This is a genomic window from Polycladomyces subterraneus, from assembly GCF_030433435.1.
In the GTDB taxonomy this organism is placed as follows: domain Bacteria; phylum Bacillota; class Bacilli; order Thermoactinomycetales; family JIR-001; genus Polycladomyces; species Polycladomyces subterraneus.
Genome location: NZ_JANRHH010000054.1, coordinates 93,894 through 119,516, shown reverse-complemented (window position 1 = coordinate 119,516; position 25,623 = coordinate 93,894). Strand labels below are relative to the sequence as shown.

General features: G+C 52.4%; 27 protein-coding genes and 1 pseudogene. 24 read left to right on the top strand and 4 right to left on the bottom strand.

Annotation, left to right across the window (positions count from 1 at the left end):
- Window positions 1-341: 341 nt before the first annotated feature.
- Window positions 342-1,160 (bottom strand): hydroxyethylthiazole kinase, encoded by an 819-nt coding sequence (thiM, locus tag NWF35_RS16050; protein WP_435873925.1) that lies wholly within the window; start codon window positions 1,158-1,160, stop codon window positions 342-344.
- 461 nt (window positions 1,161-1,621) lie between these two features.
- On the opposite strand from thiM, the gene bacA reads away from it, so the two are divergent.
- The 3 genes from bacA to cbiB all read left to right on the top strand — a co-directional run bounded on the left by bacA (window position 1,622) and on the right by cbiB (window position 4,228).
- Window positions 1,622-2,437, top strand: coding sequence for an undecaprenyl-diphosphate phosphatase (gene bacA, locus NWF35_RS16045; protein ID WP_301240475.1), 816 nt, complete (start codon window positions 1,622-1,624; stop codon window positions 2,435-2,437).
- Window positions 2,438-2,558: 121 nt separating this feature from the next.
- On the top strand, window positions 2,559-3,242 hold the full coding sequence (locus tag NWF35_RS16040; protein ID WP_301240473.1) for an adenosylcobinamide amidohydrolase: 684 nt from the start codon (window positions 2,559-2,561) through the stop codon (window positions 3,240-3,242).
- Window positions 3,239-4,228, top strand: coding sequence for an adenosylcobinamide-phosphate synthase CbiB (cbiB, locus tag NWF35_RS16035; protein WP_301240472.1), 990 nt, complete (start codon window positions 3,239-3,241; stop codon window positions 4,226-4,228). The genes NWF35_RS16040 and cbiB overlap by 4 nt, the downstream gene beginning before the upstream one ends.
- Here cbiB and NWF35_RS16030 read toward each other — a convergent pair.
- Entirely contained in the window at window positions 4,200-4,586 is a 387-nt protein-coding gene (locus NWF35_RS16030) for a DUF3054 domain-containing protein (RefSeq protein ID WP_301240471.1), read from the bottom strand. The genes cbiB and NWF35_RS16030 overlap by 29 nt on opposite strands.
- Window positions 4,587-4,732: 146 nt before the next feature.
- Here NWF35_RS16030 and NWF35_RS16025 point away from each other — a divergent pair, with 146 nt between their 5' ends.
- The gene (locus NWF35_RS16025) at window positions 4,733-5,416 is read left to right on the top strand and encodes a serine/threonine protein kinase (RefSeq protein ID WP_301240470.1); all 684 of its coding nucleotides are present in this window, start codon (window positions 4,733-4,735) and stop codon (window positions 5,414-5,416) included.
- A gap of 307 nt (window positions 5,417-5,723) precedes the next feature.
- On the opposite strand, the gene NWF35_RS16020 is transcribed toward NWF35_RS16025, so the two are convergent.
- Entirely contained in the window at window positions 5,724-6,659 is a 936-nt protein-coding gene (locus tag NWF35_RS16020) for a cation diffusion facilitator family transporter (protein WP_301240469.1), read from the bottom strand.
- 440 nt (window positions 6,660-7,099) lie between these two features.
- Between NWF35_RS16020 and NWF35_RS16015 the strand changes: the two genes are divergently transcribed.
- The 9 genes and pseudogenes from NWF35_RS16015 (at window position 7,100) to NWF35_RS15975 (ending at window position 13,621) form a co-directional block, all read left to right on the top strand.
- Window positions 7,100-8,119 carry an NADH:flavin oxidoreductase/NADH oxidase gene (locus NWF35_RS16015; protein ID WP_301240468.1) on the top strand — a complete coding sequence of 340 codons (1,020 nt, stop codon included), beginning with the start codon at window positions 7,100-7,102 and terminating at the stop codon, window positions 8,117-8,119.
- Window positions 8,120-8,450: 331 nt separating this feature from the next.
- Window positions 8,451-8,711: pseudogene (locus NWF35_RS16010) on the top strand (squalene--hopene cyclase); the annotation flags it as partial.
- Window positions 8,686-9,087, top strand: a complete 402-nt coding sequence (locus NWF35_RS16005) for a hypothetical protein (RefSeq protein ID WP_363321630.1) — start codon at window positions 8,686-8,688, stop codon at window positions 9,085-9,087. The pseudogene NWF35_RS16010 and the gene NWF35_RS16005, both read left to right, overlap by 26 nt.
- Complete coding sequence (locus tag NWF35_RS16000; protein ID WP_301240466.1) at window positions 9,012-10,196, top strand: prenyltransferase/squalene oxidase repeat-containing protein; 1,185 nt, start codon at window positions 9,012-9,014, stop codon at window positions 10,194-10,196. Before NWF35_RS16005 ends, NWF35_RS16000 begins: the two co-directional genes overlap by 76 nt.
- A 346-nt stretch (window positions 10,197-10,542) precedes the next feature.
- Complete coding sequence (locus NWF35_RS15995; RefSeq protein WP_301240465.1) at window positions 10,543-11,307, top strand: sugar phosphate isomerase/epimerase family protein; 765 nt, start codon at window positions 10,543-10,545, stop codon at window positions 11,305-11,307.
- On the top strand, window positions 11,304-11,765 hold the full coding sequence (locus NWF35_RS15990) for a GNAT family N-acetyltransferase (protein WP_301240463.1): 462 nt from the start codon (window positions 11,304-11,306) through the stop codon (window positions 11,763-11,765). The genes NWF35_RS15995 and NWF35_RS15990 overlap by 4 nt, the downstream gene beginning before the upstream one ends.
- Window positions 11,743-12,462 carry a metallophosphoesterase family protein gene (locus NWF35_RS15985; protein WP_301240461.1) on the top strand — a complete coding sequence of 240 codons (720 nt, stop codon included), beginning with the start codon at window positions 11,743-11,745 and terminating at the stop codon, window positions 12,460-12,462. Before NWF35_RS15990 ends, NWF35_RS15985 begins: the two co-directional genes overlap by 23 nt.
- 381 nt (window positions 12,463-12,843) lie before the next feature.
- Entirely contained in the window at window positions 12,844-13,260 is a 417-nt protein-coding gene (locus NWF35_RS15980) for a CoA-binding protein (protein ID WP_435873924.1), read from the top strand.
- A gap of 175 nt (window positions 13,261-13,435) precedes the next feature.
- Complete coding sequence (locus NWF35_RS15975) at window positions 13,436-13,621, top strand: hypothetical protein (RefSeq protein ID WP_205493504.1); 186 nt, start codon at window positions 13,436-13,438, stop codon at window positions 13,619-13,621.
- Between the two features lie 158 nt (window positions 13,622-13,779).
- On the opposite strand, the gene NWF35_RS15970 is transcribed toward NWF35_RS15975, so the two are convergent.
- Window positions 13,780-15,042 carry an MFS transporter gene (locus tag NWF35_RS15970; RefSeq protein WP_301240459.1) on the bottom strand — a complete coding sequence of 421 codons (1,263 nt, stop codon included), beginning with the start codon at window positions 15,040-15,042 and terminating at the stop codon, window positions 13,780-13,782.
- A 252-nt stretch (window positions 15,043-15,294) separates the two neighbouring features.
- Here NWF35_RS15970 and NWF35_RS15965 point away from each other — a divergent pair, with 252 nt between their 5' ends.
- From NWF35_RS15965 to NWF35_RS15915, 11 genes are all read left to right on the top strand, one after another.
- Window positions 15,295-15,819: a DUF3907 family protein gene (locus NWF35_RS15965; protein ID WP_301240457.1), complete on the top strand. Its 525-nt coding sequence runs from the start codon at window positions 15,295-15,297 to the stop codon at window positions 15,817-15,819.
- Between the two features lie 185 nt (window positions 15,820-16,004).
- Window positions 16,005-16,748, top strand: coding sequence for a tetratricopeptide repeat protein (locus NWF35_RS15960; RefSeq protein WP_301240455.1), 744 nt, complete (start codon window positions 16,005-16,007; stop codon window positions 16,746-16,748).
- Window positions 16,749-17,239: 491 nt separating this feature from the next.
- Window positions 17,240-18,418, top strand: coding sequence for an N-acetylglucosamine-6-phosphate deacetylase (gene nagA / locus NWF35_RS15955; protein WP_301240453.1), 1,179 nt, complete (start codon window positions 17,240-17,242; stop codon window positions 18,416-18,418).
- Entirely contained in the window at window positions 18,415-18,846 is a 432-nt protein-coding gene (locus NWF35_RS15950; protein ID WP_301240451.1) for a DUF309 domain-containing protein, read from the top strand. Before nagA ends, NWF35_RS15950 begins: the two co-directional genes overlap by 4 nt.
- Before the next feature lie 248 nt (window positions 18,847-19,094).
- Window positions 19,095-19,688: a hypothetical protein gene (locus tag NWF35_RS15945; protein ID WP_301240450.1), complete on the top strand. Its 594-nt coding sequence runs from the start codon at window positions 19,095-19,097 to the stop codon at window positions 19,686-19,688.
- Window positions 19,689-19,726: 38 nt separating this feature from the next.
- Window positions 19,727-20,146, top strand: coding sequence for a hypothetical protein (locus tag NWF35_RS15940; RefSeq protein WP_301240449.1), 420 nt, complete (start codon window positions 19,727-19,729; stop codon window positions 20,144-20,146).
- 1,220 nt (window positions 20,147-21,366) lie between these two features.
- A complete protein-coding gene (locus NWF35_RS15935; protein WP_301240448.1) occupies window positions 21,367-21,657 on the top strand; it encodes a hypothetical protein in 291 nt (96 codons plus the stop codon).
- Between the two features lie 328 nt (window positions 21,658-21,985).
- Entirely contained in the window at window positions 21,986-22,372 is a 387-nt protein-coding gene (locus NWF35_RS15930; protein WP_301240447.1) for a VOC family protein, read from the top strand.
- A gap of 73 nt (window positions 22,373-22,445) precedes the next feature.
- Entirely contained in the window at window positions 22,446-23,144 is a 699-nt protein-coding gene (locus NWF35_RS15925) for a response regulator transcription factor (protein ID WP_301240445.1), read from the top strand.
- A complete protein-coding gene (locus NWF35_RS15920; protein WP_301240443.1) occupies window positions 23,131-24,537 on the top strand; it encodes a sensor histidine kinase in 1,407 nt (468 codons plus the stop codon). Before NWF35_RS15925 ends, NWF35_RS15920 begins: the two co-directional genes overlap by 14 nt.
- A gap of 182 nt (window positions 24,538-24,719) precedes the next feature.
- On the top strand, window positions 24,720-25,589 hold the full coding sequence (locus tag NWF35_RS15915; RefSeq protein ID WP_301240442.1) for a hypothetical protein: 870 nt from the start codon (window positions 24,720-24,722) through the stop codon (window positions 25,587-25,589).
- The last annotated feature ends 34 nt before the right edge of the window (window positions 25,590-25,623 follow it).

Genomic DNA, 25,623 nt, shown 5'->3' with positions numbered 1-25,623 from the left:
TATTCAGATAGCGGGTACGTGCTAACCGGGTGGGATGGGCTGATGACACAGCCCTAGCTTGAGGGTTGCCCGAAACAGAAATGGACTGAGGGCGTTAACCACTCAAGAATCCCACGACTTTAGCCGTGTGGAGTGTCAACAAGGGCTCCTTCTCTTCTTATTTCATATTATACGCATATTTTGCCAAAAAAACTGATTTTTGGATCGGAATCGAATGATTCATTTGGTCATGGTCGCTCGTCGCTCGGACAATCCAACGTTTCGCGGCCGGGGATGTAATTCCCCCTTCGCCAGCATTTGATCGTTTGATCGAGATCATGCGCGAAGGGGGGATGAACCCCTCAAGGATTCGGTGAGGGTGCGACCTGCCGGATTTTCGCTTTCTCCGCAATCATTTCAGCGTTCAGCCCGGCCATCGCATCGAAGAACCGCCATTTGAAACTGCCAGGTCCGTCCGCCTGTTCTCCGCCGATCTCTCCCGCGATCGTGTAGGCAGTGACGGCGGCGACAGCCGCAACCCAAGGATCGTCAACTACCGGAGCAAAACAACCGAGGACGGAGGCGCCCATACAGCCGGTTCCGGTGATGCAGCCCATCATGGGATGTCCGTTGTCAATACAAGCTGTTCGAGTACCGTCGGTGATGATGTCCGTTTTTCCCGTCACCACCACTACGGAGTTGAGTTGCCGGGCCAGCGTTTCAGCTGTCTGAATGGGATCTACGGCCACTTCCCCGGCGTCTACACCACGCACTTCGGCGCGCTCCCCAGCCAATGTGGCGATTTCCGCAGCATTCCCCTTTAAGATAGCCACTTGAACCTCCTCTAGTATGCGCCGGACGCTTTCCGTACGAAAACGAGTCGCACCGGCACCCACTGGGTCCACCACCACAGGGATGCCGCGGTGGTTTGCTTGTTTCCCTGCCAATAGCATGGCTTCCACCTGAGATGACGTCAACGTGCCGATGTTCAGCACCAATGAGGACGCCAATCCCACCATTTCCTCCACTTCTTCCGGTGCATGTGCCATGACAGGAGCACCGCCGGTGTGCAGGGTGATATTGGCACAATCGTTGATCGTCACCGCGTTGGTGATATGATGGACCAACGGGCGCATTTCCCTCACCCGGTTCAACAGTTGCGCGAATTGCAGAATGTCCATCACCACATCCTCCTCAAGAAACTTGGTTGAGATCAAATAGCCACACCCGGACATTTCATTCCCTCAATCTTGCGCGGATGCTGTCCTTTGAGCCATTTGTGTGTCTCCTTCTTCACTTGACAATTGTAACATTTTCTGAGAAACTGACATCCGCATTCAGGTGGGAAAATTATCCTTTTCCTTTTGTTCACCTGTTTTTCATCTCATTTTTATTTTTTCGTGTTTGACTGAAGGTCGGATAATGAATCCAGTTTCTTTTTATTGAACTGTGCGCCCGGAATATGGAGTGCGGGTGAAACACTTTGTTACAATAAGCGTTGAATAATAGTGCATTGGGGATCAAAACGCTATGTCACAGTTTTGGAAATGAAGAGGTGGTGCCCTCGACAAGAGAATGGTCTGGGAACGCACCGGAGCAATAATCGGAATCATCATCAATAAGAACATGGAGTTGAAACAACATGCCAGATATCATCATCGGTCTTATCTTAGGCATAGTGGAAGGGTTGACGGAGTTTGCGCCCGTTTCTTCCACCGGTCACATGATTTTGGTCGGTCATCTGCTCGGATTTCAAGGTACAGATCGTGCTTCCACCTTTGAAGTGGTCGTTCAGCTGGGCTCGATTTTGGCCGTTGTGGTGGTCTTCTGGAAGCGAATCCTCAGCATCGTCGGATTGTACAAGTTACCGGGAGAAGGGACCAATGGGCAAAAAGGACATCTCAATGCGCTTCATATCTTGTGCGGAATGATTCCTGCCGTGATCGTGGGCGGATTGTTCCACGATTATATCAAACAGAATTTATTTACTGCCAAAACCGTACTGATCGGTCTGGTCGCCGGCGGGGTGATCATGATCATCGCGGAGGTGTTTCGCCGGGCGCGCCCCAAAGCCACCAGTCTGGACCAGGTAACATATGGACAGGCGTTTACGGTCGGGTTGTTTCAATGCTTGGCCCTGTGGCCCGGATTTTCGCGGTCCGGTTCGACGATCTCGGGCGGATTGTTGGTGGGCATGAACCACAAAACAGCCTCGGAGTTCACGTTTATCCTTGCTGTACCCATGATGGTGGCCGCTTCGGCCAAAGATTTGTATGACAGTTGGAACATGCTGTCCGTTCACGATCTGCCTCTGTTCATCACAGGGTTTGTCACCGCGTTTGTGGTGGCGATGTTGGCAATCAAATACTTCCTCAAGCTGATCGACAAGGTGAAGCTGACCCCGTTTGCTCTCTACCGTTTCGCCGTTGCGGTGGTGTACGGTCTGCTGTTGCTGTAGTCTTCACACCAAAAACCTGTTGGGTTTGCCCAACAGGTTTTTCTTTTTTGCTCATCCCATCGTTTTCCTCTCCCATTTCCGATATGATAGAAAAAGAACCAAGCAGAACCCGGAGGTTGACATGCATTCGACGCAGATACGACAATGGACGGAAAATGGTGTCTCCTATCGCATCGGGGCTGATTATGTAGCCGTTCGGATGGAGCGAGAGTGGAGTGTGCTCAGCAACGCACCGGTCAATGGCGGTTGGTGCCGGACCAACCTTCTGGTGAATCGGCACGTACCGCATGGATATTGTGAGGCGGACCCCATCCGTGAGACAAAAGAGTGGATGGCGGATCACGGATTTGATGCTGAACAGACCGTTGTTCTGTTGACAGCGGCATGGACGGACCGGGCCGCTGTGGTGAAGAGGTCGGAAACAGGGGTAACGGTGACGGCTGTGGTGACGGCAGGGGTGAGCAATGCGGCGCGGGCGGGAAAACCGGGGCCTGTTTATACGGATGTGCCGTCGCCGGGAACGATTAATATCCTGTTGTTGGTGGACGGTCGGCTGACCGAAGCCGCCATGGTTAACGTGGTGATGACGGCAACCGAAGCGAAAACGGCTGCATTGCAGGTACTGGACGTAACGGATAGGGACGGGGATCAGGCGACGGGAACGACGACCGATGTGGTGGCAGTGGCGGTTTCCCAGCGTATCTTGGAAGACGTGGTACATCATTATGCCGGGTTGGCCACTCCTCTGGGACAAGCAGTCGGACAAGCTGTATACTGCGCGGTGATCGAGGCGTTGCGCGGATGATGACTGCATGGATGTTGCTGGTCGCGTACATATTGGACCGGCTGATCGGCGATCCCCGCTGTCTGCCGCATCCAGTCATCGGTATGGGGAAAGCGATTGCGGCGACCGAAAAGCAGTTGCGGCGCATCATGGGCAGATGGAAAGAAAGGGGAACACTTACACCAATGCGCACTCGTCTGCTGGGGATCGTTTTGCCGGTTGTGGTGGCGGGAGGAGCGTTTGCCGTCACAGGGTTGTTGGTAAAATTGGCTAATGCCGTCCACCCATGGTTGGGGTGGGGAGTGGAAACGGTACTCGTCGCCATCACCATCGCCACGAAAGGATTGGCGGACGCGGGCAGGTCGATCTGGTCACCGCTGGTCAAAGGGGATCTGACAGAATCAAGGCGTGCGTTATCCATGGTGGTGGGCAGGGATACCGAGCGGTTGGATGATAGGGAAATCGTGCGCGGGGCGGTGGAGACGATCGCCGAAAATATCGTGGATGCGGTGACGGCGCCGTTGTTTTTTGCGGCGATCGGCGGTGCCCCGCTGGCGATGGCGTATCGGGCGGTCAACACGCTGGACGCCATGGTCGGGTATCGGGATGAGCGGTATCTGTATTTGGGATGGGCTTCCGCCCGGCTGGACGATCTCGCCAATTGGCTGCCGGCCCGTTTGACCATATGGCCCATGTTAGCGGCCATGTGGATATTACGTTTGGATGGGCGTCGTGCATGGCAAATAATAAAGAGAGACGCACATCTCCATCCCAGCCCAAACAGCGGCATTCCCGAGGCCGCGATGGCCGGCGGCTTGCATATCCGGTTGGGCGGAACCAATTGGTACAGGGGCGTCCCTTCTCATCGGGGGCATTTGGGCGATCCGACGGAGACGTTGCATCCGCGTCATATTTGCCAATCCATCCGTGTTTTGTATTGGACAACGGGGTTGTATGTCTGTATGCTGGCACTCGTCATCATCGGGATTGACGTCGCCACCAGGTAAATCCCCATCGCCACAACCACATCATCAACAAAAGTGTGACTGTCGTGACCACGTAAAAAATGAAAATGATATGGTGCCCGAGAAAAATGCCACGCAAATATGAGCCTAGCGGCGCGGCAACCAACACCGCCAGCCCTACGCGCCAAGTGACGGAAAGAAAACGGGTTTGAACGTCTGGGCGGTACAGCCCCATCAACGGGGCGATCACCAACCAAGCAAGCGCAAATGGAAACGTGGTCCAAAGTATGGCACCAACGGCCAATGGCAGGCTGTGGCTGATTCGGCCGATCACGGTGAACAACACCAATACCAACAGATCACCTGCGATCAGACTGATAATAGATGCGCTTCTTTGCATCGTATCCCTCCTTTTTCCCCGTTTCAGTATAACCGAAGTAGGGGAAGCTTGGATCGATGCGACCGAAAAAGAAGGCGGCGGCCAACGGGATCGAAAAGAAATGTCGTCGCGAAAACGCGAGCTTTCAACCAGCGAGGAGGGCCTGGATGTTTTGGAAACCGGTTGAACCGCTGTTAGAGCAAATCGAGTTGGAGTACAACCCGGAAAATGAGCCCGTCACTGTCAAGTATTTGCCGCCGCCGTTGGAATTGATCGGCGTTGGTACGGATGCGGTGGTCGTACGACACCCGGAATACCCGGATATCGTGTTTAAGGTGTACACGAAGGAACGGGTGGACGCCAAAGAGGGCGAATATCGGGCATATCAACGGCTGGCCGGTTCCCCTTACTTTGCCGACTGTCATGGTGCGGGAGACCGATATCTCGTATTGAGCTACGAGGAAGGCATGACTTTGTACGATTGTCTGGTCCAGGGCGTGAACATCCCCGAAAATATCATCGATGAAGTGGAGGAAGCACGGCGGTACGCACGGAGTGTCGGCTTGAATCCGCGTGATATCCATCTGAAAAACGTGCTGTTGCAAGATGGCCACGCCAAACTCATCGATGTGTCCGAATATGTGAAACCGGGCAATGATGGACGCTGGGATCACCTCGTCCAAGCCTATCATTTGTACTATCCGTATATTGCGGGGAAGAAGGTCCCGGTTTGGATGATTGAGATGGTGAAACGGGCCTACTATATACAAAAAGGAGCTGGAGATTTCTCCGTGCAGGAATTCGGACGGCAATTGTTGAACGCCCTGTTGAAAAAATGGATGAATAAATGAAAAAGAGGCCTCGTGAAAAGCGGAGGGTGCTCTGGTTGTTTGTTTGGGTTTATCCAGGCTGGCGAATTCACACCTGTCCCTTTGAGCACAGCGATTCAAGAGTGGGAGGATGAGGAACCCGGTGTCGCGAGCGGATGACGCCTTTCCACGAAGCTTTGTCAAGCAGACCATCGGGTCTGCTTGACATTTGCTTTTGATGGGATGGATATTGCCCAGGGCGTTGTAGGATGTGTCTGAATCATATTACATAAAGATCATAATATTAATTTTATTTTGAACAATGTTTCGGTTAGTCAAGCAGTGGTTTTTAGCATTTTGTCATTATAAATTGTTTTCCATAATCTCCATGATCATGAATAGCAGGATGTTCGGTTTGAATGGTCGAATGTTGGATGCCATATTTTTCTTTGAGGATATGATTGATTGCTTGGATCACCTCAAACGGTTGAACATCTTCCTGAATGAAAACATGTGCCGTTAAGGAGTAGTGGTCAGTAGAAACAGCCCACAAATGCAATTCATGGACATCCTTTACCCCTTCCACCTTGCTGATTTCCTGGCGGATGGAATCAAGATCAAACTTGTCAGGGACCGCTTCCATCAAAATCAGAAACGATTCTCGGATAATCTTTGCACCTCCGTAGAAAATGATCCCACCGATGATCATACTGATTAATGGATCGAAAATGGAATAACCTGTAAAGTATATCAAAACGGAGGAAGCAATAATCCCGACGGAACTGAGTAAGTCTCCCATAAAGTGCCAGAGTGCACTTTTAATGTTCAAATTCTCTTCTTCCTTTGAGCTTCGGCTGAGAATGATGGTGAGAACAATGTTTACCAACAACCCCACCGCAGCGATCATCAACATCAGCTGCATGTGAATGTCTCGCGGTTGAATCAATCGGTGTATACCCTCAATGAAGATGCCAATGGCAATCACGACGAGTGCCAGCCCATTTAGGAATGAAGCGATAATCTCAAAACGAAGGAAACCGAATGTGTATTTCCGATTTGGGTGTCGTGTTGCCAGATAACTAGCAGTCAAGCTCAATCCCAAAGCGAGAACATCCGAAATCATGTGAGCCGAATCGGACAATAGCGCGAGAGAATTGGATAACAAACCACCTACAATCTCTACGACTGTAAAAACTAAAGTCAGCAATAGGGTAATCCATAATGTTTTCTTTGATGATTGCTGTTCTTTTACGTGATTCAGGTGATGGTAATCATATGTTTTCACATCATTTCCCTGCCTTAATTAAAATCATTATTATCAAGTAGCTGTTATAATCGTACACTTTCTTTTCACAAACATCAAGTGAACGTTGTATGGATCATACAAATGATTTTCATTTGCGGATTTGTTTGGATGTCCTGGCAGCTTCGTGCGAAGAACACACTGATCCAAAAGGAAGTGATTGTTTGGATTCGGCTTGGTATTCCGACTTAATGGGAGGAATCATCAAGATCGATTCTTGGGGTATTGTATGCAAACTGGAATAGGGAAGTGGAAAAAAGGGAATCAAAAATGGACGATAACCTCTCATCCCACAAGGAAACCTTATCATTTACTAATTCATCCATAACAACTTATCTTTTGCAATCTGCTTCACTTTTGGATGATATTTTTGCTATGATAAAAAAGAACGGCACATTCGCGATGGAGGAGTGGAAGAAGCGATGGCTGGTTTGTTCGATCCCATCACATTGCGTGGAATGACAGTCAAAAACCGTATCATGATGTCTCCGATGTGTCAGTATAGCGTGGACACTTTGGACGGTCATCCCAACGACTGGCATTACGTTCACTATGTTTCCCGGGCCGTCGGCGGAACGGGTCTGATCATGATCGAAATGACGGACGTACATCCGGACGGTCGCATCACCGACAAGGACCTGGGAATTTGGTCGGATGAACACATTCCATCGTTCCGGCGCATCGTGGAAGCATGTCACCAATACGGGGCCAAAGTGGGTATCCAAATCGCGCACGCAGGTCGAAAAGCGGAGTCGGACAGCCTTCGTCCCCAGGCACCGTCAGCTGTTCCGTTTTCGGACCGGTTTCGTGTACCGCATGAGTTGACCACCGACGAAGTCAAGGAATTGGTAGAGGCCTTCGGAAAGGCTGCGGAGCGGGCGGTGGCGGCCGGATTCGATACGATCGAATTGCACGGTGCTCATGGGTATTTGATCCATCAATTCCTGTCCAAACTTTCCAACCGTCGGACAGATGAATACGGAGAACCGGAACGGTTTGCTGCCGAGGTGATTCAGACGGTTCGCCAACGGATTCCTGACGACATGCCGCTTTTGATGAGACTGTCGGCTGTGGAATATACGGAAGGCGGGTACACTTTGGAAGATACGATCGAGCGTTGCCGTCTGTTCCATGAGCTGGGGGTGGACGCGTTTGACGTAAGCAGCGGTGGCGAAAGCCCTGTGGCTCCGCCGATCAAGACGGGTGTACCTGGATACCAGGTACCGTTTGCCGCTGCCATTCGGGAAGCGGTGGGGGTGCCGGTAATCGCCGTCGGTGGTTTGGATGATCCGAAAGTGGCGGAAATGGTGCTGCAAAATGGGCAAGCTGATATGGTAGCCATCGGACGGGCTATGTTGCGCGATCCGTATTGGGCCAACCACGCGGCGTTGGAGTTGGGACGGTCTCCCGTGTTGCCCAAGCAGTATGCGCGGGCGTTTTAAGGAGTGGGTGAATCGGCGGGAAACTCCCTCCTCTTCAGAAGCAGTGTTAGAGTGAAAACGGGTATGGGCCCCGTATGAATTGGACCTATCATCAGTAGCCGGGCAAACCCTTTTCAAGGGGGAACCCGGCTTTTTCTATGGAATCACCCTTTTTCAGGTTGTTGACAAAGTACGCGAACACCGATTTCCCGTCTTCACTCCGCACGCGACGGAAAATCGGTGCACCCGGAACCGTGGTACGCCAACCACTTTGTAGTAGCCTCTTTTCTTTTTTTCTCCCTGGCTGAATAAGGTGGTAGGTAGCTAGGAGAAAGAACGGGGGGAGAGAGGCATGTCTTTAATGGAACGGGTGGAAGCGACGATCGATCGTTTGCGTGAATCCTTGTTACGTTGTCAGGAAGCCGACGGCCGATGGACTTTTTGTTTTGAAAGTGGCGTTATGACGGATGCCTATATGATCTTGCTGATGAAGTTGTTGGAAGTGCGGGATAAACGGTTAGAAGAGGGATTGGTGGAGTGGATTCTGGCCAGACAGGACAAAGACGGGATCTGGAGGGTGTACGAAGATGAGACCGAAGGAAATTTGTCTGCAACTGTGGATGCCAGCGGCCCTGATGTATGCTGGCGCTTGGCAACAGAGGGGTCGGGACGCGAGACGGGTACGCGAATACGTCCGGCACCGAGGCGGCTTACAGCATGTGGGTTCACTCACCCAAGTAGTCCTGTCACTATTGGGACATCTCCCTTGGGATCGGTATCCCAAGGAGATGAAACCGGATGAGCTTCCGTTTATCCTGTCGGATTCGCCGTTGAACGAGTGGGTGAACAGCGCATTCGCATCGTACCCCGCCGGAGCATTCGGAACATTGTCCAGACGCGAGGCAGCGTTGAAGTGGGCGGAGGCGTTCATGATTGGCGGTTGGAACCGGACGGCACGCTATACAGTTACTTCACCTCGACGTTTTTGATGGTGTTTGCCTTGTTAGCGCTGGATTATCCCAAGGATCATCCGGTCTTGGTGCGGGCAATGCAGGGGTTGCGTGCGTTTGTCTATCCGTTGGATGAGGGGCTTCATCTACAGGAGACCAATTCCTTGGTATGGGATACGTCCCTGATCAAGCACGCACTGTTGGAAAGCGGTTTGAAGCCGGATCACCCCGCCATCGAGCGGAGTCTCCGTTATCTGTTGTCCCGTCAACAGACGAAACGAACGGACTGGGCGTTGAAAAATCCAGGTGTGCCTGCGGGAGGATGGGGTTTTTCCGATATCAACACGATCAATCCGGACATGGATGACACATCGGCCTGTTTACGCGCCTTGACGCCGGCAGTATGTCAACGAGGAGGCGAATATCGGTCAGCGTGGGAGCGTGGCATGACCTGGTTGATTTCCATGCAGAACCGCGACGGCGGCTGGTCGGCGTTTGAAAAAAATACGGACAAGAAATGGCCGCAATGGTTGTTGCCTTTTCATGACGCGCGCACGGTGTGGACCGATCCGTCCACAGCCGACCTGACAGGGCGAACTCTGGAGTGCGTGTGCCGGTTCACGGGCTTGGATCGCCGTCATCCCGTGATCAGAAAAGCTGTCACCTGGTTGGCGGAACATCAGCAGCGGGACGGATCGTGGTTCGGCCGCTGGGGGATCACGTACGTGTATGGAACGTGGGCCGCATTGACCGGTTTGGCCGCAGCGGGGTGGGATCTGCGTCACCCGACTGTGCGACGGGTCGTTCGTTGGCTGTTGCGCACGCAACGTCGGGACGGTGGCTGGGGGGAATCTTGTCGGGGAGACCGGGAGCGGCGATATGTACCACTTTCCTTCAGCACGCCTTCCCAGACAGCGTGGGCCCTTGATGCACTGATTGCAGTTCACGACCGACCGACGCCGGAGATCAAGGCGGGCGTCCGTTGTCTGCTGGAACTGCTTGAAAAGCAAGATCCCCGTGTTTTCCGATACCCGACAGGCGCCGGCTTGGCGGGGCAATTTTACGTTCATTATCACAGTTATGGCTACATATGGCCGCTGTTGGCACTGTCCCATTACCGAAACAAATACAGCCATGTAGACGAATAACGACAGGAACATTCCGACCAAGGTCGAAATGTGAAGGTGTCCTGCCTAGAGGATGTACCAGGCATGCCTAGGTGTGTCTGGTCATTTTCGAAAGGGGGCAATGTTTTCTCAAGTGATCGACTGATCACCTGGCCGAGAGAAGACCCGGAAAGCGCAGAAATGGAATCGGGGAAATTTCCTCTAAGAGAAGCATACTTTGTCCGCGTCCAGCGCTCAGGGTCGGAGCGGTTATGATCTGCTTCTTTGCAGGGCGCTGGTGGAGTGAATTTGGAAAACAACGTGGACAGTATTCACCAGACACGCCTTAGAAGAGACATTTCGCAAGAAACAGAGGAGGGAAATGCATATGCCTCAAATCGGACTTCAACTGTACACCTTGCGGCGGGAAATGGAACAAGATATGGCGACCGTGCTGCACACCATTGCCCGGATGGGTTACCGTGGGGTGGAATTTGCCGGATTTCACGGAAAGTCCGCAGAGGAGATCCGGCGGTTGCTGCAGGAGACCGGATTGCACCCCATTGCCAGCCATGTGGGATTGCAGGAGCTGAAAACAGCCCTTCCGGACGTGATTGCCTTTCATCGGACCATCGGATGTGACACGTTGATCTGCCCGTGGGTAGAGCCAGGGCGGATCACCCAATTGGAGGGGGCGCAAGCGTTGGCTCGCGATCTGATCAACATTGCCCGCGTATGTTGCGAGCACGGTTTGCGGTTCGGTTATCACCACCACGACTTTGAATTGGAACATCGGGTGCAGAATCAACCGGCGCTGGATTGGTTGCTGGAGCAAACAGCGGAGGCGGACGTGAAGGTAGAACTGGATGTCTATTGGTTGAAAAAAGCGGGAATGTCAGAAGCAGAGTACATCCATCGCTATGCCGGTCGCGTACTGATGATTCATCTGAAGGATATGGAGGATTCACCGGATCACTTTTTCGCCGCCGTCGGTTCCGGACTGCTTGATGTGGGCGCGGTGATCACGGCCGGAACGGAAGCGGGGACAGAATGGTTCATCGTCGAACAGGATGCGTGCAGGGAGGGGGTTTCCCCGATAGAGGAAGTGAAACGGAGCGCGGCTTATTTAAAAGCAGGGGGATGGCTGGTATGAAGGTGCGGTTGCGTCCGTCCACGGAGGCAGATTTCATGTTTGTCTTCGCGCTGAACAAAACTAACATGCGCCGGTATGTGGAGCGTTTGCGCGGGTGGGACGATGCCGCCGAACGGGCGGATATGAAACGGAAATTCCAACCCGGATCAGATCAGATTATCGAGGTGGACGGACGTCCCGCCGGCGTTTTCGCTGTGGATCGCCGAGTGAATGAGTGGTACCTGCGTCATATTGAGCTGTTGCCTACCTTCCAAAACCGTGGGATCGGCACGGCTCTGATCCGGCAGTTGCTGGAGGAAGCGCACCAGCAGGAGGTGGCTGTCACGCTGCAGGTGCTCAAAATGAACCCCGCACGTCGTTTGTACGAGCGACTGGGGTTCCGCGTGGTGGGAGAAACGGAGATCAAATATCGGATGGAAGCAAAGGAGGGAAAGCATGCGAATCGCCTTGTTTTCTGACGTTCATGGAAATGTAACAGCCCTGAAGGCGGTGTTACGGGAGATTCGGGAACGGGGACCGTTTGATGCCGTGGCGTGTGCAGGGGATATGGTCTTTCTGGGTCCTTCCCCGGAGGAAGTGGTGGATATCTTACGGGCGGAAAACGTCAAGATGGTGCGCGGTAATTGCGACGATATGGTAACGGGACTGCTTCCGATCGAGATGGAAGCCAGTTCCGATCCGGTGCGGTTGGAACGGTTTCGTGCCCATGTAGAGTGGAATCAAAAATGGTTGGGTGAAGAACGGCTGGACTTCCTCCGCTCGTTGCCAGTGACGCTCACATTTGATCCCGCTCCCGGTCAAGCCTTGTTGGTATGCCACGCTTCTCCGGCATCCACGCACCGACCGTTGCCTCGTCCAGATCTGTTAAGAGCGGAAGGCGAAAAATATTACGGTGAGACGGGAGCACGCGTCATCGCTGTGGGTCATTGGCATCAGCCGTCTGTAACGTTATTGGGAGAGCAGGTCGCGTTGAACGTTTCCAACGTTTCCATCCCCCGGGACGGACGGCCGATCGCCTGCTTCACGGCCGCCGAATGGCAGGACGGTATATGGAGCTTTGAGCAATATCGGGTGGAATATGACCTCGGGCCTGAAATCCACCGGATCCGGGAACGAAACATGCCCCAGCCACCGTGGCCGAAGCTGGAGGAATGATAGAAGACCGAAAATACAAGATACAAGTATCTTATGGGAGTGGTTAAAAAAAGGAGCTATGGGATCAATCGCTTCACACCGCACAAGGGATGGGCACGTCTCGCTCGGTGATGAAAGTCAACGATCAATCCACAGCTCCTCAGGTGGGGAGGTGAAGGGGACAATGGAAGCGGAATCATTGTCCTTACTTCTATTATTCCTGGGATTTTCGTTGTTGAAAATACAGAAAAATATTCCATCCAGAAATTGATACAGATGTGGGCATTGGAGTGTCTAAGATCGAAGCGGGTGTTTTTTGTCTGCTCCTGCGGTATAGTAGTGGTGAATCCAGATCAAATCGTTTGAATTACCAGACAAGACCTTTGTAAAGGAGCGGTTGTGATGCATCAAAATCCGAGTGATGCCGAGCGGCGCGAAATTTTGTCGTCAGCCCGAAACATCGCCGTCGTCGGTTTGTCCGACAATCCGGAGCGAACCAGCTATATGATCGCCAAAGCCATGCAGGATGCCGGTTACCGGATTTTTCCCGTCAATCCCAATCTGTCCGGCCCGGTGTTGGGAGAAAAGCCATATGCTTCGCTGTTGGAGATCGACGAGCCGATCGATATCGTCGACGTGTTCCGCCGCAGTGAGCATGTGATGCCAGTTGCCGAGGAAGCGGTGAAAGCGGGGGCTAAAGTGCTGTGGCTGCAACAGGGGATTGTGAATGAGGAAGCGGCTGATTATGCCAAAAAACACGGGATGACTGTCGTGATGGACCGTTGCATCAAGGTGGATCATGCCCTGTTGGTACGCTGAAGTTGCAATTTGTGTCCGGGTCGATTGAGGTTACTCCGAATTCAATAACTTTTCCTTGATTTTTCCCTGATAAAATTGGGTGGCTCAAGGTTGCAACACGTCGTGGCTCGGTTCATAATAAATTAAGGAATGGTTAACAGTCAGCACATCAACGAACACCGAAGAGGTGATTCCGGTGGAAGCGATGAAGTTGTCCACGCTAGTACTGACTGTTTCCCCCGATCTTTACGATCTGTTGAAGGAAGAGGAACTGAACTCCCACATCGTCATCCGTGGAGACGTGTCTTCCATCGGCCCGGAAGACCTGAATGAAATCATCGCTCGCACGATCGAGTATCACCATAGCGCCCCTTATCATTAAGGGGCGCGTTGTTGTGTTCATTCGTATTTCTTTTGCATCTCCTGCTGTTTCTGCTCGATAAATGCCTGCAGCTTATCTCTTTTCTCGGTCAAGATTTGGTCAGCTTGTCATACCGCTGTTGCCGGTAGGCTTCCAATGCCTGAGATTGTTCGAGGCCATCACATCGGCAATGAATGTTGCCGTTCGGCAGGAACTGTCTTCGTCGAGCGCAACAACCGGGGCAGGCGGATACTCATGATCATAGCGTAAAGGATCAATCCGGCACCAGAGACGATAAACACCCGGCTCACCCCGATCCACTCGGCCAGCCAAGCGCCGATCAACGGGGCGATCAGGATGGCGGCGTTTTGTACGGCGGTGACGACACTACTCACCCGTCCCATCAAGTGTTCCGGGGTTTCGGTCTGCAACAGGGTACTGAAGGAAACCGTGGAAAATGGGTTAGCAAAACCGACCATTCCCCACACACAGGCATACAGGACCAAATTCTGCGGCATCCATCCCAAGCTTCCCAGCCCGCTGACCATTGTCAATAGCCCGAACACCACATGGGATCCTAGGATCAACCCCAACGGATGCGGCGGTGCTTTTCGCCATGCTCCCACCACGAGCGAACCGATCACGTTGCCGCAACCGATCACGGCCACCAGCGTGCCGTAGGCGGTGGAAGGCATGCCCATCACGCGGGTCCAAACGGAACCCAAGCCCTCAATCAAAAAGATCATCCACATGGCGATGGAAGAACAGATCAGACCGAATAGGAGAACGGGGCGCGTCCCGATGTGACCGATTCCCTCGCGAAATTCCAACCAAAAGGGCTGGGTGTTCCGTTCTTCCACTACCACCTGTCTTGTTTTCGGTAAAAACATCAAAAAACAAGCGGATAGCGCAAAGCCGACCGCTTCCACGAGAAAGGCCGTCTGCGGGGATGTCATCATCAAAAGTGTCGCTCCCAGTGATGGGCCGAGCACTTTGGTGGCAGTCAGCACCGTCTGACTGAGTGCGTTGGCTTGTTTCAGCAGATGTGTTGGGACGGTGCTGCGGATCACCCCTTGACGTGCAGGATCGAACATCGCGCCGCAAGTGCCCTTCAAAAAGACGAGCAACAGGAGTAGGGAATAGTTGTCCACCCAATATAGTCCCAATACGAGCAGCACCCGGGCAATGTCACAGCAGATCATGATCGTCTTGCGAGGGTAACGATCGCTCCAAACTGCCAGGAGCGGTCCACAAACGATCCACGGCAACCCGAAGACGACGAGAAAAATCCCCATTTCACCCGGACCCGTTTTCCACTGAAACACCAAAATGGCATTCAATGCGATGAAATCCAGCCAATTGCCCAGATCGGAAAAAATTTGACCGGTCATCAGCAGGCGGAACGGACGGACTTTTAGCGGCGAGAACAGATGGCCTTTCATGGTTGGCTCCTTCTCATCAAAGATGGGATCACCCTATTTTCCTATCCATTGTATCAATTTTGAAGCATATATTGACAATATTTGAAAAATGACATTTCAGTTCAGTCCTGACCTTGGCTTGCGTACGGGCGTCGCTGTTGGGGATAAACCTTCTGGTGATTGATTCCGCTGTCTGTAGTCCCCCCAAACATGTTATACTTATCGATGAAGCCAACGATATGTATGATTCTTCAAGGGGGTACTCGCAACCGCATGCCTGCCGAGCAGACCAAAGAGTTGTGTGTGTTGACTCGCGAAAAACTGAAAGAAGCCAAGACGATGTTGGAGTCCTTTCTGAACTACACCAGTGTTCCGCAGCTATTGGAAGAGACCGATGATCGAGAGGGGATGGAGGAATATTACCGGGAATTTCTGAGTGATCTTCGGCACCTGAGCGTGGCCTGCGAAATCGGTTATGAGAAGGTCAGCCTCGTTCTCCGTCGTGCCAAGTTTAATCAGGATTTCGCGGAAAAAGTCCTCAGCGAAATTGTGCACACATGCGTGTACAATTTCTACTATCCCCGGAACGAGGTGTACGAAGAGGACGGACGGTACTGCTACACCAGCATGGACGCGATTTCGTTCCGCCGGAAACCGGCGAAGTCGCTTCGCCAACTCGTGTTGTCACTCTCCAAAATCTTTGAGCAGCTTCGTGATGAACTGGAATATTACGAGACGGACTACATCACGCGGGTGCGGATGCAGAAGCACATCACCAACGTATCATCCGCAACGTAAATCATATGGGAAAAAATGAGCGGGAGAGAAAAATCCCGCTTTTTTTCGTGAAAAATTTGTCGAAAAACCGTGACAAGATTTGTCGAATGCGATACAATCAAAGCGTTATTCCGTGGCACGGTTGTGATCGCATAGGTGTGAAATGCTTCGGATCGAGCAGAAAAAGGGAAGAGGAGGAATCTTTGATGGCAGGCTCCGGCACGGCTCTGGGGTCCGATTGGTCTTTTCAGCCTTCGGACAAGCTCTTGGGTTCCCTTGATTACCGTCGTTCCCGCGCGCGTTTGATGCGCCGCATCGCATCGGATCCGCAAGCCTCTCACTATCTGGAATTGGCTTGGTTGGAGTACCGGAAGCGCCATTATGAAGCGGCGAAAGAAACGGTGGAAAAAGCGCTTCAACAGATGCCGCAATCAGCCGAAGGATATTTGCTTCTTGCCATGATTTTCGAACGGTTGGAGAAAATGGAAGAAGCCGGAGAGATGTACCGCAAACTCCTGCAGGAACATCCCGATTTCAGCCCGGCCTACCGTGAATACGCCCGGTATCTGCTCGCAACGGATGGGGCGTTGCAAATGGCCGAATCGCATTTGCTGCGCGGTTTGGAGTTGAACCCGCGTGACGGCCTAGGACACGCCCTGCTGGCAGAAGTGTATGCCGGGACAGGCCGACGGCGGCAGGCGCTGTTGCATTTGGAAATCGCCAACTGGTATCACGAAGGGGACACGCTTTTGCACCAGCGTTGTGCCAAAGTGTTGATGCAAGTGGGGGAATTTCATCAAGCCGTAGAACACCTTCGGTTGGCAGTCGAAGCCGACCCGAGAAACAAAGAGATCCGTTCCCTGTTTCGCGTCGTGAAACGTTCGCAGGAAAAGAAACGTGCATTTTCGTTCCAGATGTTTCCGTTCTTTCGTAAAAGGGTTCGCTCTTAGCCGAATATGCTTTTCGTCAAGAAAAATTCAAGCAAATATCGACAAAATTCGGGAATAATGGTACAATGTCCAACGAAGGTGAACGATGTTCATCTTCCTTGCTCAATCGTGCCGGTCATCGGTGCATAGATCCCATGACACCCACTCATGGGATCAGGCTGGCAACAGCCCGTAGCTTCAAGCTACCACGCTTCTTAACTCCTAATCTTGACCCTCTTTCATGTGGCCAGGAATCTCCTGGTCTTTTTCTTTGTGAGTGGGTATTGACCGATCCGACAAAATCAGGTATTCTATAATTGATATTGAGAATCAATATCAATTAAGCCTTTTATCCTTCCCTTTTGATGGAATGTGCATGGAACCCCTTTTGCCTGCCCGCCCGGCGGGCTTTTCTTTTTATCCGTTATAGAAGGTCGGTTGACGAGGTATCCTCAGCGGGTTAAGCTGAGAGAAAACCATGTGCACCCTACGGGCACGGGTGAGGTGAGGGAATGTTGCCTTCGAGCGAGTGGACCGCCATATGCGGTCGCGTGGTGCTGGCAGATGGAATCTTGGATGACGGAATGGTGGTCTTTCAAGGGGAACGGATTCTTTATGTAGGCCCGTATTTGGAGGAGTATGGGAAACGAGGGTTTGTGCAGAAAACGACCGGGTTTATCTGGCCTGGTTTGATTGATGTACATGTTCATGGTGCGGGTGGGGCGGATGTGATGGACGGAACGCCATCATCGCTTCGCACCATGGCGAAAACATTGGCACGATACGGGGTTACCGGCTTTTTGGCGACGACCATGACAATGGATCGCCCGCGTCTGGAGAAGGCGTTGGCTAATGTGGCTGCAGAAGCTCCACGGATGCGAGAAGGGGCGGAAGTATTGGGGGTCCATCTGGAAGGGCCGTGGATTTGTCCACGTCATCGCGGTGCGCAAAACCCGGCGTATATCTCCGATCCCCGACCAGAGGATGCCGAATGGGCGTGGAATGCCTCTGACGGATGGCTGCGATGGGTGACACTGGCCCCGGAACGTCCGGGAGCACTGGAATTGATTCGGCGTTTTGTCGACCGCGGTGTGGTAGTTTCTGCCGGTCATACAGGTGCGACATATGAGGAGATGCAGGAAGCCATCACTGCCGGTGTGACGCATGCCACACACTGTTTTAATGCCATGACCGTTCTTCACCACCGTCAACCGGGGACAGTCGGAGCGGTTTTGACGGATGACCGCTTGACAACAGAAGTGATCGCTGACGGTTTTCATGTTCATCCCGCAGTGATTCGCTTGTTGGCCAAGGTGAAGGAAAAGGACAGTCTGTTGCTTATCTCCGACGGCATTCGTGCCGTAGGGCTCCCGGATGGCAGGTATGAGCTGGGCGGTTTGACCGTATATGCCAAAGAGGGGAAAGCGACACTGGAGGACGGCGGATTGGCCGGGAGTTTGCTGACGATGGACGAAGCGGTTCGCAATATGGCGCGTTACGCCCATATCCCCCTATGGGAAGCGGTTCGTATGGGATCCCTCGCACCGGCGAAAAAACTGGGATTGGATGATCGGATGGGCAGTCTGGAGACCGGGAAATGGGCCAATATCGTGATGACGGACGAAAATTGCAGGGTTCTTCGCGTATGGGTGAAGGGGCGCCTGATCGCCGACGCGGAGGAAAGGGAGTGAAGAAAAGCACCATGGGTTTTCATCCGCTGTATCTTGCTTTTTTCTCACATTATCACGCCGAAGAGTATTGGGAGGCACACGAAGTACTGGAAGAGCTGTGGCAAACCCAGCGGCACAACGATTTTTATCATGGCCTGATTCAAGTGGCTGCGGTGATGCACCAGCTGAAACGGGGAAAAATTCGCGGCGCTCGCAAGCTTGCCCGCTCCGCGATCGGGTATTTGTCGCCGTTTGCCCCTGAGAAGGCCGGTGTCAATGTGAGCCGCGTGCTGGCGTGGTTGCAGCAGTGTCTGTCTACGCTTCCAGAAAAACCGTCGATCCTCGCCCCTCAGGAAGTGGAGACGATGGGTCTGGGTATCTGTCCCCTGCCTGCCCTTCACCTGATGAACCGAAATGAATCGCCAGATGAAGGCGGTACAAACGCTTGAGAGCACTCGTCACCCGACCGGGTGTGATTCAATCGCCGACTGGAGGGGTAACGATTTCAGCTGGGTGTGTCTGTCCATTCATTGACTTGAAAGTTGGACAGTATTCACCAGAAATGCTCTAGTGAATCAACAGATGAAGTCCCCCGTGTTTTGGGCGGACTTTTTTTTAAAAGGCAAGGAAACAGTATGCACCATCCGCCCGAGTTCTCAATAAGTTAGAGATAGAATGAGGCAAAGGAGAGAGAACGATGAAAGGGCGCCGATGGACGGAAGAAGAAGATCGTTTGCTGGTAGACACGGTTCTCCGTTGTATACGGGAAGGAGGCTCACAATTGGACGCGTTCGCTGAAGTCGGCGGAACATTGGGTCGTACACCCGGTGCCTGTGGATTTCGGTGGAACGCGGTATTGAGAAGAAAAGAAGCGGCTGCATTTCAGGAAGCCAAGCGGCAGCGTGTGGCCAAACAATTGAAAAAACGACAATCCGCGGAGTCGTTCCGATTTCAAGACATCCTCTCGTTTCTCCAAAAACAAGAGGAAGAGCGGCAACGAACTCGTATGCGCGTAGAAGAGCTGGAACGGAAGAGAAAAGAACAGGAGCAGGAGTTGGCCCGGCTGATGGCGGAGCGGGAACAACTCACTCAACCCGTTTTTGGCGGGGATTCGATGAGCCGTTTGCTGGAGCAATATCACCAACTGCTGAAAATGCTGCAGGTATTGCGTCCGTTAGACCCGCTTGCATCGGAATTGCGAGAACGGGCGACCGTACCTGCCGATCCGACTGAAGCCGATTCTTTATTGGATAAGACGAGCGTGGATACGAACAGCGACTCCCATTCATAAACTGAGTTAGAGAGTCAGCCGAGAAAGAGGTGCAGTCGTTGTCCCGTTCGTGGAGTGAAGAAGAGGACCGAAAGTTGATTCATTGGGTGACATTGTGTCAAAAGGTGGGATTGGCAAAAAAACAGGTATTTGAAAAAACTTCTGAGAAAATAGGGAAAACGCCAAGCGCTTGTTATGAACGGTGGAAGCAGATTCAAAGCACCCACCAAGAGACGTCGTGGATCTCAACGAAAAAATTTCAAAACCAATGGGAACGGGAGCAAAACCAACTGACAGAACGGATCGACCAGTTGGAAAAAGTAATCGAATCCCAACAGAAGCAATACGAAACATTGTTAAAAGAGAATCGGAAACTGAAAGGTGACATGAAGTTTTTCGAGACGCTGCTGCTGGAGGAGTACAAATTGTTGCTGGAGTTATTGGGCAAACGAAATCATGCGCGCATTCATGGTTTTTGATTGCGAGTCGTATGTCCAGGGTCGGTTCCCCCCCTTTTTTCAAAGAGGGGGGGTTGCCGATCCATGAACAAAGGAGACTGCTGACAAAGTGGTCGAACCATCTCCTCACGCTCCTGCAACGCAAACGCTCAAAGGTCACTCGTGGAAAACGGAGTCCGCGGCTTTTGTCAAAATGAAAGGGCCCGCAATCGGGCCCTTTGCAAAAACGATGGATGGAAAAGTCCCCTGGGAAACAGGGGAGAACCAGGTCACCACCCGTAACCGAAACCGACGCCAGCGAAGACGAAGATGGTGGCGATGACCAGCAGGAAGATCAGCAGACGGCGCAAACCGATGCCGAAGCCGTAACCGTAGCTCATGTGATCGTCCCCTTTAAGAAAGTTTAGGTTTTGCCTTCATCCTTAGTAGCCGCCGAAACCGACACCGGCGAAGACGAAGATGGTGGCGATGACCAGCAGGAAGATCAGCAGTCGACGCAGGCCGATGCCGAAACCGTAACCGTAGCCGTAACCCATTATCTCCCCTCCTTTCAATGAAGTCATTGGATCGAGTCAGCATTAGTAGCCGAAACCGACGCCAGCGAAGACGAAGATGGTGGCGATGACCAGCAGGAAGATCAGCAGACGGCGCAAACCGATGCCGAAACCATAGCCGTAACCGTAGCCCATGGATCGTCCCCCTTTCTTCCTTTCTATACTTACGATAGAGCTTACAAGTGTAACTGAAGCCGACACCGGCGTAAACAAAGATTGTGGCAATCACCAACGGGAAATTCAGGAGGCGGCAGAGGCCGAGACCAAATCCATAGCAGGCATTTTGGCTTCCTCCCTTTGTTCCCGGTTGCTATACCTTATGCTCCGCAGATTTTAGGTGTACAGGCGGATACCCGTGGGCAAAAGAACCAATTATGAGAGATCATCCAAAGCACCGACAAACCAGAAAATCGTAGCAATGGTCAAAAGGTACAGCAAAAGTACTCTGTAAGCAACGTCGTCGTAGTATGGGGAGAAACCGGACAAGGCAAACACCTCTTTTTTTGGCTGCGCTGAGGGTGATGTTTTCAGCATATTCCGTTTAGCTGCTAGTGGTTTTTGGCGGCTGTCCCGTTAGAAAATGCTGGAGGAGGATTTGGGCGTTAAAATGGGGCGGCTGTCCGTTCCGTGCCCGGTGTGCCGACATAAGGTGAAGGAGAGGATATCAACCGATGGAGGGATTTGGATATGGCGGGAAACGCGCCTTCTATCAAAGAGTTAACGCAGATGATTAACTCCATTTTAGGCCAACAGGTATTGAGCGAACAGCAATTGAAGGGCATTCTGGAGGGGGCCAGAAGAGCAGGGGAAAAAGGCGGCATGAGTGCCGTATTGGACTATTTGCTGAATGTAACGCAAGCCGATGTGGACAAGAAGGAATTACAACAATTCGCTGATTCGGTTCGTACTAACCCACAGATGGGTATGGACTTCTTGCAAGGCAAACGAAAACGTCCCGGTGGCGGGGGAAAACGGTAACACTTTTTTTGAGAGGAATAATAGCGTTTTACATGATCCAGGACGCGGAACGCTGTCGGCAATTTCGACGGTCTCCCGTCTTTTTTCTTTTCTGTTCTTTTTCGCCGGCCACTGGTATAGCGATGATCATGAAGATCAGACTAATGCTATGGAGAAACGAAAGCGTAGAATAGCGGTCGAAAGAGGGCGGATTCGATCTGGTTAAAAAGTGGGCGGAATGGACGGTACGATCTAGCATTAAAATGGAAGGAAACGCACATATGTTCGTGGAATGAGAAAAGTGGCGCACTTGGATCAAAATATTGACAGATGATAGGAGGCGTTAAACTTGATTGAGAAACTAACGCATGTCACTGTGGTGGTAGATGACTATGATCGGGCCCTGTCGTGGTACACGGAAAAATTGGGATTCGAGGTTCAGGACAATGCCGAATACGGTCCCGGTTACCGCTGGGTGACGATCCGTCCCCGGGAACAGCATGATGTCGTGATTGTACTTCATCAACCACATGAAACGGAAACAGCGCTGCAAACGGGCAATGCGTCCCACTGGGTGTTCAGTACGCGCAATTGCCGGGAAACGGTGGAGGAACTGCGCAATCGGGGCGTGAAGATCGTGCGAGAGCCGGAAGAAATGCCGTGGGGTGTACAAGCCATCTTTGAAGACTTATACGGCAACCACTTTGTGCTGGTCCAACCGGACGAAGGGATGTAGTGGCCACACTTGCCAACCCCCTCACACGTTCTCTATGCTTGAATGGGAGCAGGACGGAGAGGGGGGATTTTTCATGCGGATTTTGGTGGCGGAGGATGATACAGCCGTTTGTGAGATGCTGTCATTGTTTTTTGACAAAGAAGGGTATACCGCCCAATTTGCCCATGACGGTCAAACGGCATGGGAAATGTGGAAAAGCCAACCGTTTGATTTATTGATCCTGGATTGGATGTTGCCCAAAATGGACGGGATCACGATTTGCCAACGCGTCCGTCAGGAATCGGATGTACCCATCATCCTGTTGACGGCCCGGACACAGGAGTCGGATCAGGTGCTAGGTTTGGAAATCGGGGCGGATGATTACGTGACTAAGCCGTTCAGTGCATTGGCGCTGATGGCTAGGATCAAAGCGATTAGACGGCGATATTGCCTCCAGGAGGATGACAGAGAAGGAGACTGGATCCGCACTCGTCATTTTGCCGTACGGTGTGAAACGAGGGAAGTATGGCGGGACGGCGTGAAAATCGAGCATTTGACCCCTAGGGAATTTGATCTGTTGTGCCATTTTCTGCGTCATCCACGCCGCGTGTTTTCACGTGAAGAGTTGCTGGATGCCGTCTGGGGATACGATTTCTATGGAGACGAGCGCACAGTCGATGCGCATATCAGGAGATTGCGAAAAAAGATTGCCGTCCCGGGGAACGAATGGATCCACACCGTATGGGGTGTGGGGTACAAGTGGGAAGAGGCGGAAGCCGATGAAAAACGGTAAGTTGTTTCACAGGATGTTGGCCGCACAGATCGCGGTGTTGCTGACGGCTGTCCTGCTGATGTCGGGCATCACGTCTGTAATCCTCCAAAACTTTTTGTATCAGCAAAAATGGAGGGAATTGCGGGAGATTGGCCAATTGGTGATTCCCAATACCACTACGGATAACGAATTGGTACGTAAATGGAGACAACTGGGGCCGGTGTTGATTGCTAGAGACATCCACATACTGCAAGTGGACGAACGGGGTCGGGTGTTGTTTCCCACCAGGTTGAGGAAAAGCAGTGTAACGATCAGTTCTGATGTGAGAAACAGGTTGATGCGTGGAAAAGTGGTGGAAGGACGAGAGCGAATCGGCAACCAACCGGTGACGTGGGTGATTTTTCCCGATAGAAAACAGACGGATCTGCGGGCATGGATCCTTTTTTCACCCGTGGAAGGAATCCATCGGGCGATCCGGCGTATCCGTGTCGGACTCCTATTGGCTGCGGCGGTTGCGTTGGTGGTGGCACTGATACTTAGCGGATGGTTCACGCGGGGATGGGCTCGCCGCATTGAGGACTTGCGCAGGTTGGCCAGTGAGATTCGGCAGGGTCGTTATCACGCACGTGCGGAGATGAAAAAAGGCCCACTAGAGTTGATGGAGCTGACCAGGGATCTGAATGCTATGGCTGAACGGTTGGCAGCGTGGGAGAAGGAGATCCGTCAATTCGAACTGCGCCGGCAGCAGTTTGTCTCCGACGTATCCCATGAATTGCGCACACCGCTCACCTCCATTCGCGGGTGGTTGGAGGGATTGAAGTCCAGTTTGGTGACGGAAGAGGAGCGGATACGAGCGGTGGCATCTATGAAACGGGAGACGATGCGGCTGATTCGCCTGATCAATGAATTACTCGATCTGGAAAAGATTCGGGCGGGGAAAATCGAGTTGAAACAGGAGAAAATTCCAATTGCCGAGGTGCTGGAGATCGTGGCTGAACAACTGGGTCCCGTCGCCGAGGAAAAAGGGTTGCGGTTGGAAATCGACGCACCTCGGGATCTGATGGTCACCGCCGATTACGACCGATTGATGCAAATCCTCATCAATCTGGTAAAGAACGGACTCCAATTCACCGAGCGTGGTTGGGTGCGCGTCACGGCAGAGAAAACCGACGACGGAACCCAGATCCGTGTGGAGGATACGGGGATCGGGATGACAGAGGAGCAATTGGACCGAATTTGGGATCGATTTTTCAAAGCCGATCCCTCCCGATCGCGGCAGGGGGGAGAAACGGGGCTGGGCTTGGCCATCGTCCGTCAATTGGTGAAGGCCCACGGTGGCCAGATTTGGGTGGACAGCACTCCGGGAAAAGGCACCTGTTTCACCCTATGGTTGCCGGATGGAAATGGCGGATGATTCGGATGCCCGTCTTGATGTTCTTCTATGCAGGATGCAGCTAGAGCAAGCCGGGAAAGCCATGCAGATGATATTCCCAGTCTCTTCCCTATCATTTTTCTTTTGTCGCAGCTTCGTCATCATTTCGTCATGATTTGTGGTTAAGATAATAGACAAAAGTCATGATGACGGGAGTGAGAGGCATGCTCAAACTGAAAACGGTGATCATCACAGGAACTGCGGCGGGATTGTTGATTGGTGGCGTAATGGGGGTTCAACACATCGCGCAGGCAAAGCAAAGCGGATCGACTCCGTTTTCGTGGTTCGCATCCACAGCCCGCACTCAGCAGTTGAGCAATGGTGAGACAACAACGGATGCGAAAAAGGACAATCAGGTACTGGCCCAGCAGGTGGCGCAATATCTGGGCATCAGTGTGACCGAAGTCCAATCCCTGCTTGATCGTGGAACCCGCCCCAGGCAGTTGGTGCCGGCAGCAGTGATCGCCAAATTGAGCGGACAAAAAATCGAGACGGTTCTGGCGACAAAAAAGGGGAAAACATGGGTGCAAGTGGCGCAATCTTTCCATGTTGACCGTCAGGCGTTCAGAAGAGAACTGTCGCGCGTACTACCCAAGGATCGTCTGATCCGGTTGTTCCTGCAGCGACATCCGGGAGTTGCATTGCAGACGGTGGCCTCGTACTTGGGAAAAGATCCGCAACAATTGAGCCAATTGATCCAACGGTACCAATTGAAACCGCGTGACGTCATCAAAGCGGCTGTGTTGGCCAAAGCAAGCGGGAAAGACATTACGCAAGTGGTCGCGATGAAAACATCGCAAAAACAATGGCGCGACGTGGCGGTATCATTGGGATTGAAGCGGGAGGATGTGCGGGATGAAGTGCAGCAATTGAAAAAGATGTTCCGTCAACAATTGAAAAAATGGCATGACCGACATTGTCCCGGTGTTTCCGGCGGCGGAAAAGCAGCTTCAACCGGTTCAACTGGCGGTCAGCAACCGGAACATCTGTTGGATGGGATCGATCCGTTTGCATCATCCTCCGATACATTGTAACGCTTTGGATATACGAACGCCCGCTCTCAGGGAG

What these genes read in the sequence shown, in the direction of transcription:
- bacA (WP_301240475.1), top strand. Translation starts at nt 1,622, where the DNA reads ATGCCAGATATCATCATCGGTCTTATCTTAGGCATAGTGGAAGGGTTG.
- NWF35_RS16025 (WP_301240470.1), top strand. Translation starts at nt 4,733, where the DNA reads ATGTTTTGGAAACCGGTTGAACCGCTGTTAGAGCAAATCGAGTTGGAG.
- NWF35_RS15925 (WP_301240445.1), top strand. Translation starts at nt 22,446, where the DNA reads ATGCGGATTTTGGTGGCGGAGGATGATACAGCCGTTTGTGAGATGCTG.
- nagA (WP_301240453.1), top strand. Translation starts at nt 17,240, where the DNA reads ATGTTGCCTTCGAGCGAGTGGACCGCCATATGCGGTCGCGTGGTGCTG.
- NWF35_RS16015 (WP_301240468.1), top strand. Translation starts at nt 7,100, where the DNA reads ATGGCTGGTTTGTTCGATCCCATCACATTGCGTGGAATGACAGTCAAA.
- NWF35_RS16030 (WP_301240471.1), bottom strand. Translation starts at nt 4,586, where the DNA reads ATGCAAAGAAGCGCATCTATTATCAGTCTGATCGCAGGTGATCTGTTG.
- NWF35_RS15970 (WP_301240459.1), bottom strand. Translation starts at nt 15,042, where the DNA reads ATGAAAGGCCATCTGTTCTCGCCGCTAAAAGTCCGTCCGTTCCGCCTG.
- NWF35_RS15990 (WP_301240463.1), top strand. Translation starts at nt 11,304, where the DNA reads ATGAAGGTGCGGTTGCGTCCGTCCACGGAGGCAGATTTCATGTTTGTC.
- NWF35_RS15945 (WP_301240450.1), top strand. Translation starts at nt 19,095, where the DNA reads ATGAAAGGGCGCCGATGGACGGAAGAAGAAGATCGTTTGCTGGTAGAC.
- NWF35_RS15965 (WP_301240457.1), top strand. Translation starts at nt 15,295, where the DNA reads ATGCCTGCCGAGCAGACCAAAGAGTTGTGTGTGTTGACTCGCGAAAAA.
- NWF35_RS15920 (WP_301240443.1), top strand. Translation starts at nt 23,131, where the DNA reads ATGAAAAACGGTAAGTTGTTTCACAGGATGTTGGCCGCACAGATCGCG.
- NWF35_RS16040 (WP_301240473.1), top strand. Translation starts at nt 2,559, where the DNA reads ATGCATTCGACGCAGATACGACAATGGACGGAAAATGGTGTCTCCTAT.
- NWF35_RS15985 (WP_301240461.1), top strand. Translation starts at nt 11,743, where the DNA reads ATGCGAATCGCCTTGTTTTCTGACGTTCATGGAAATGTAACAGCCCTG.
- NWF35_RS15960 (WP_301240455.1), top strand. Translation starts at nt 16,005, where the DNA reads ATGGCAGGCTCCGGCACGGCTCTGGGGTCCGATTGGTCTTTTCAGCCT.
- NWF35_RS15915 (WP_301240442.1), top strand. Translation starts at nt 24,720, where the DNA reads ATGCTCAAACTGAAAACGGTGATCATCACAGGAACTGCGGCGGGATTG.
- cbiB (WP_301240472.1), top strand. Translation starts at nt 3,239, where the DNA reads ATGATGACTGCATGGATGTTGCTGGTCGCGTACATATTGGACCGGCTG.
- NWF35_RS16005 (WP_363321630.1), top strand. Translation starts at nt 8,686, where the DNA reads ATGAGACCGAAGGAAATTTGTCTGCAACTGTGGATGCCAGCGGCCCTG.
- thiM (WP_435873925.1), bottom strand. Translation starts at nt 1,160, where the DNA reads ATGGACATTCTGCAATTCGCGCAACTGTTGAACCGGGTGAGGGAAATG.
- NWF35_RS15980 (WP_435873924.1), top strand. Translation starts at nt 12,844, where the DNA reads ATGCATCAAAATCCGAGTGATGCCGAGCGGCGCGAAATTTTGTCGTCA.
- NWF35_RS15935 (WP_301240448.1), top strand. Translation starts at nt 21,367, where the DNA reads ATGGCGGGAAACGCGCCTTCTATCAAAGAGTTAACGCAGATGATTAAC.
- NWF35_RS15995 (WP_301240465.1), top strand. Translation starts at nt 10,543, where the DNA reads ATGCCTCAAATCGGACTTCAACTGTACACCTTGCGGCGGGAAATGGAA.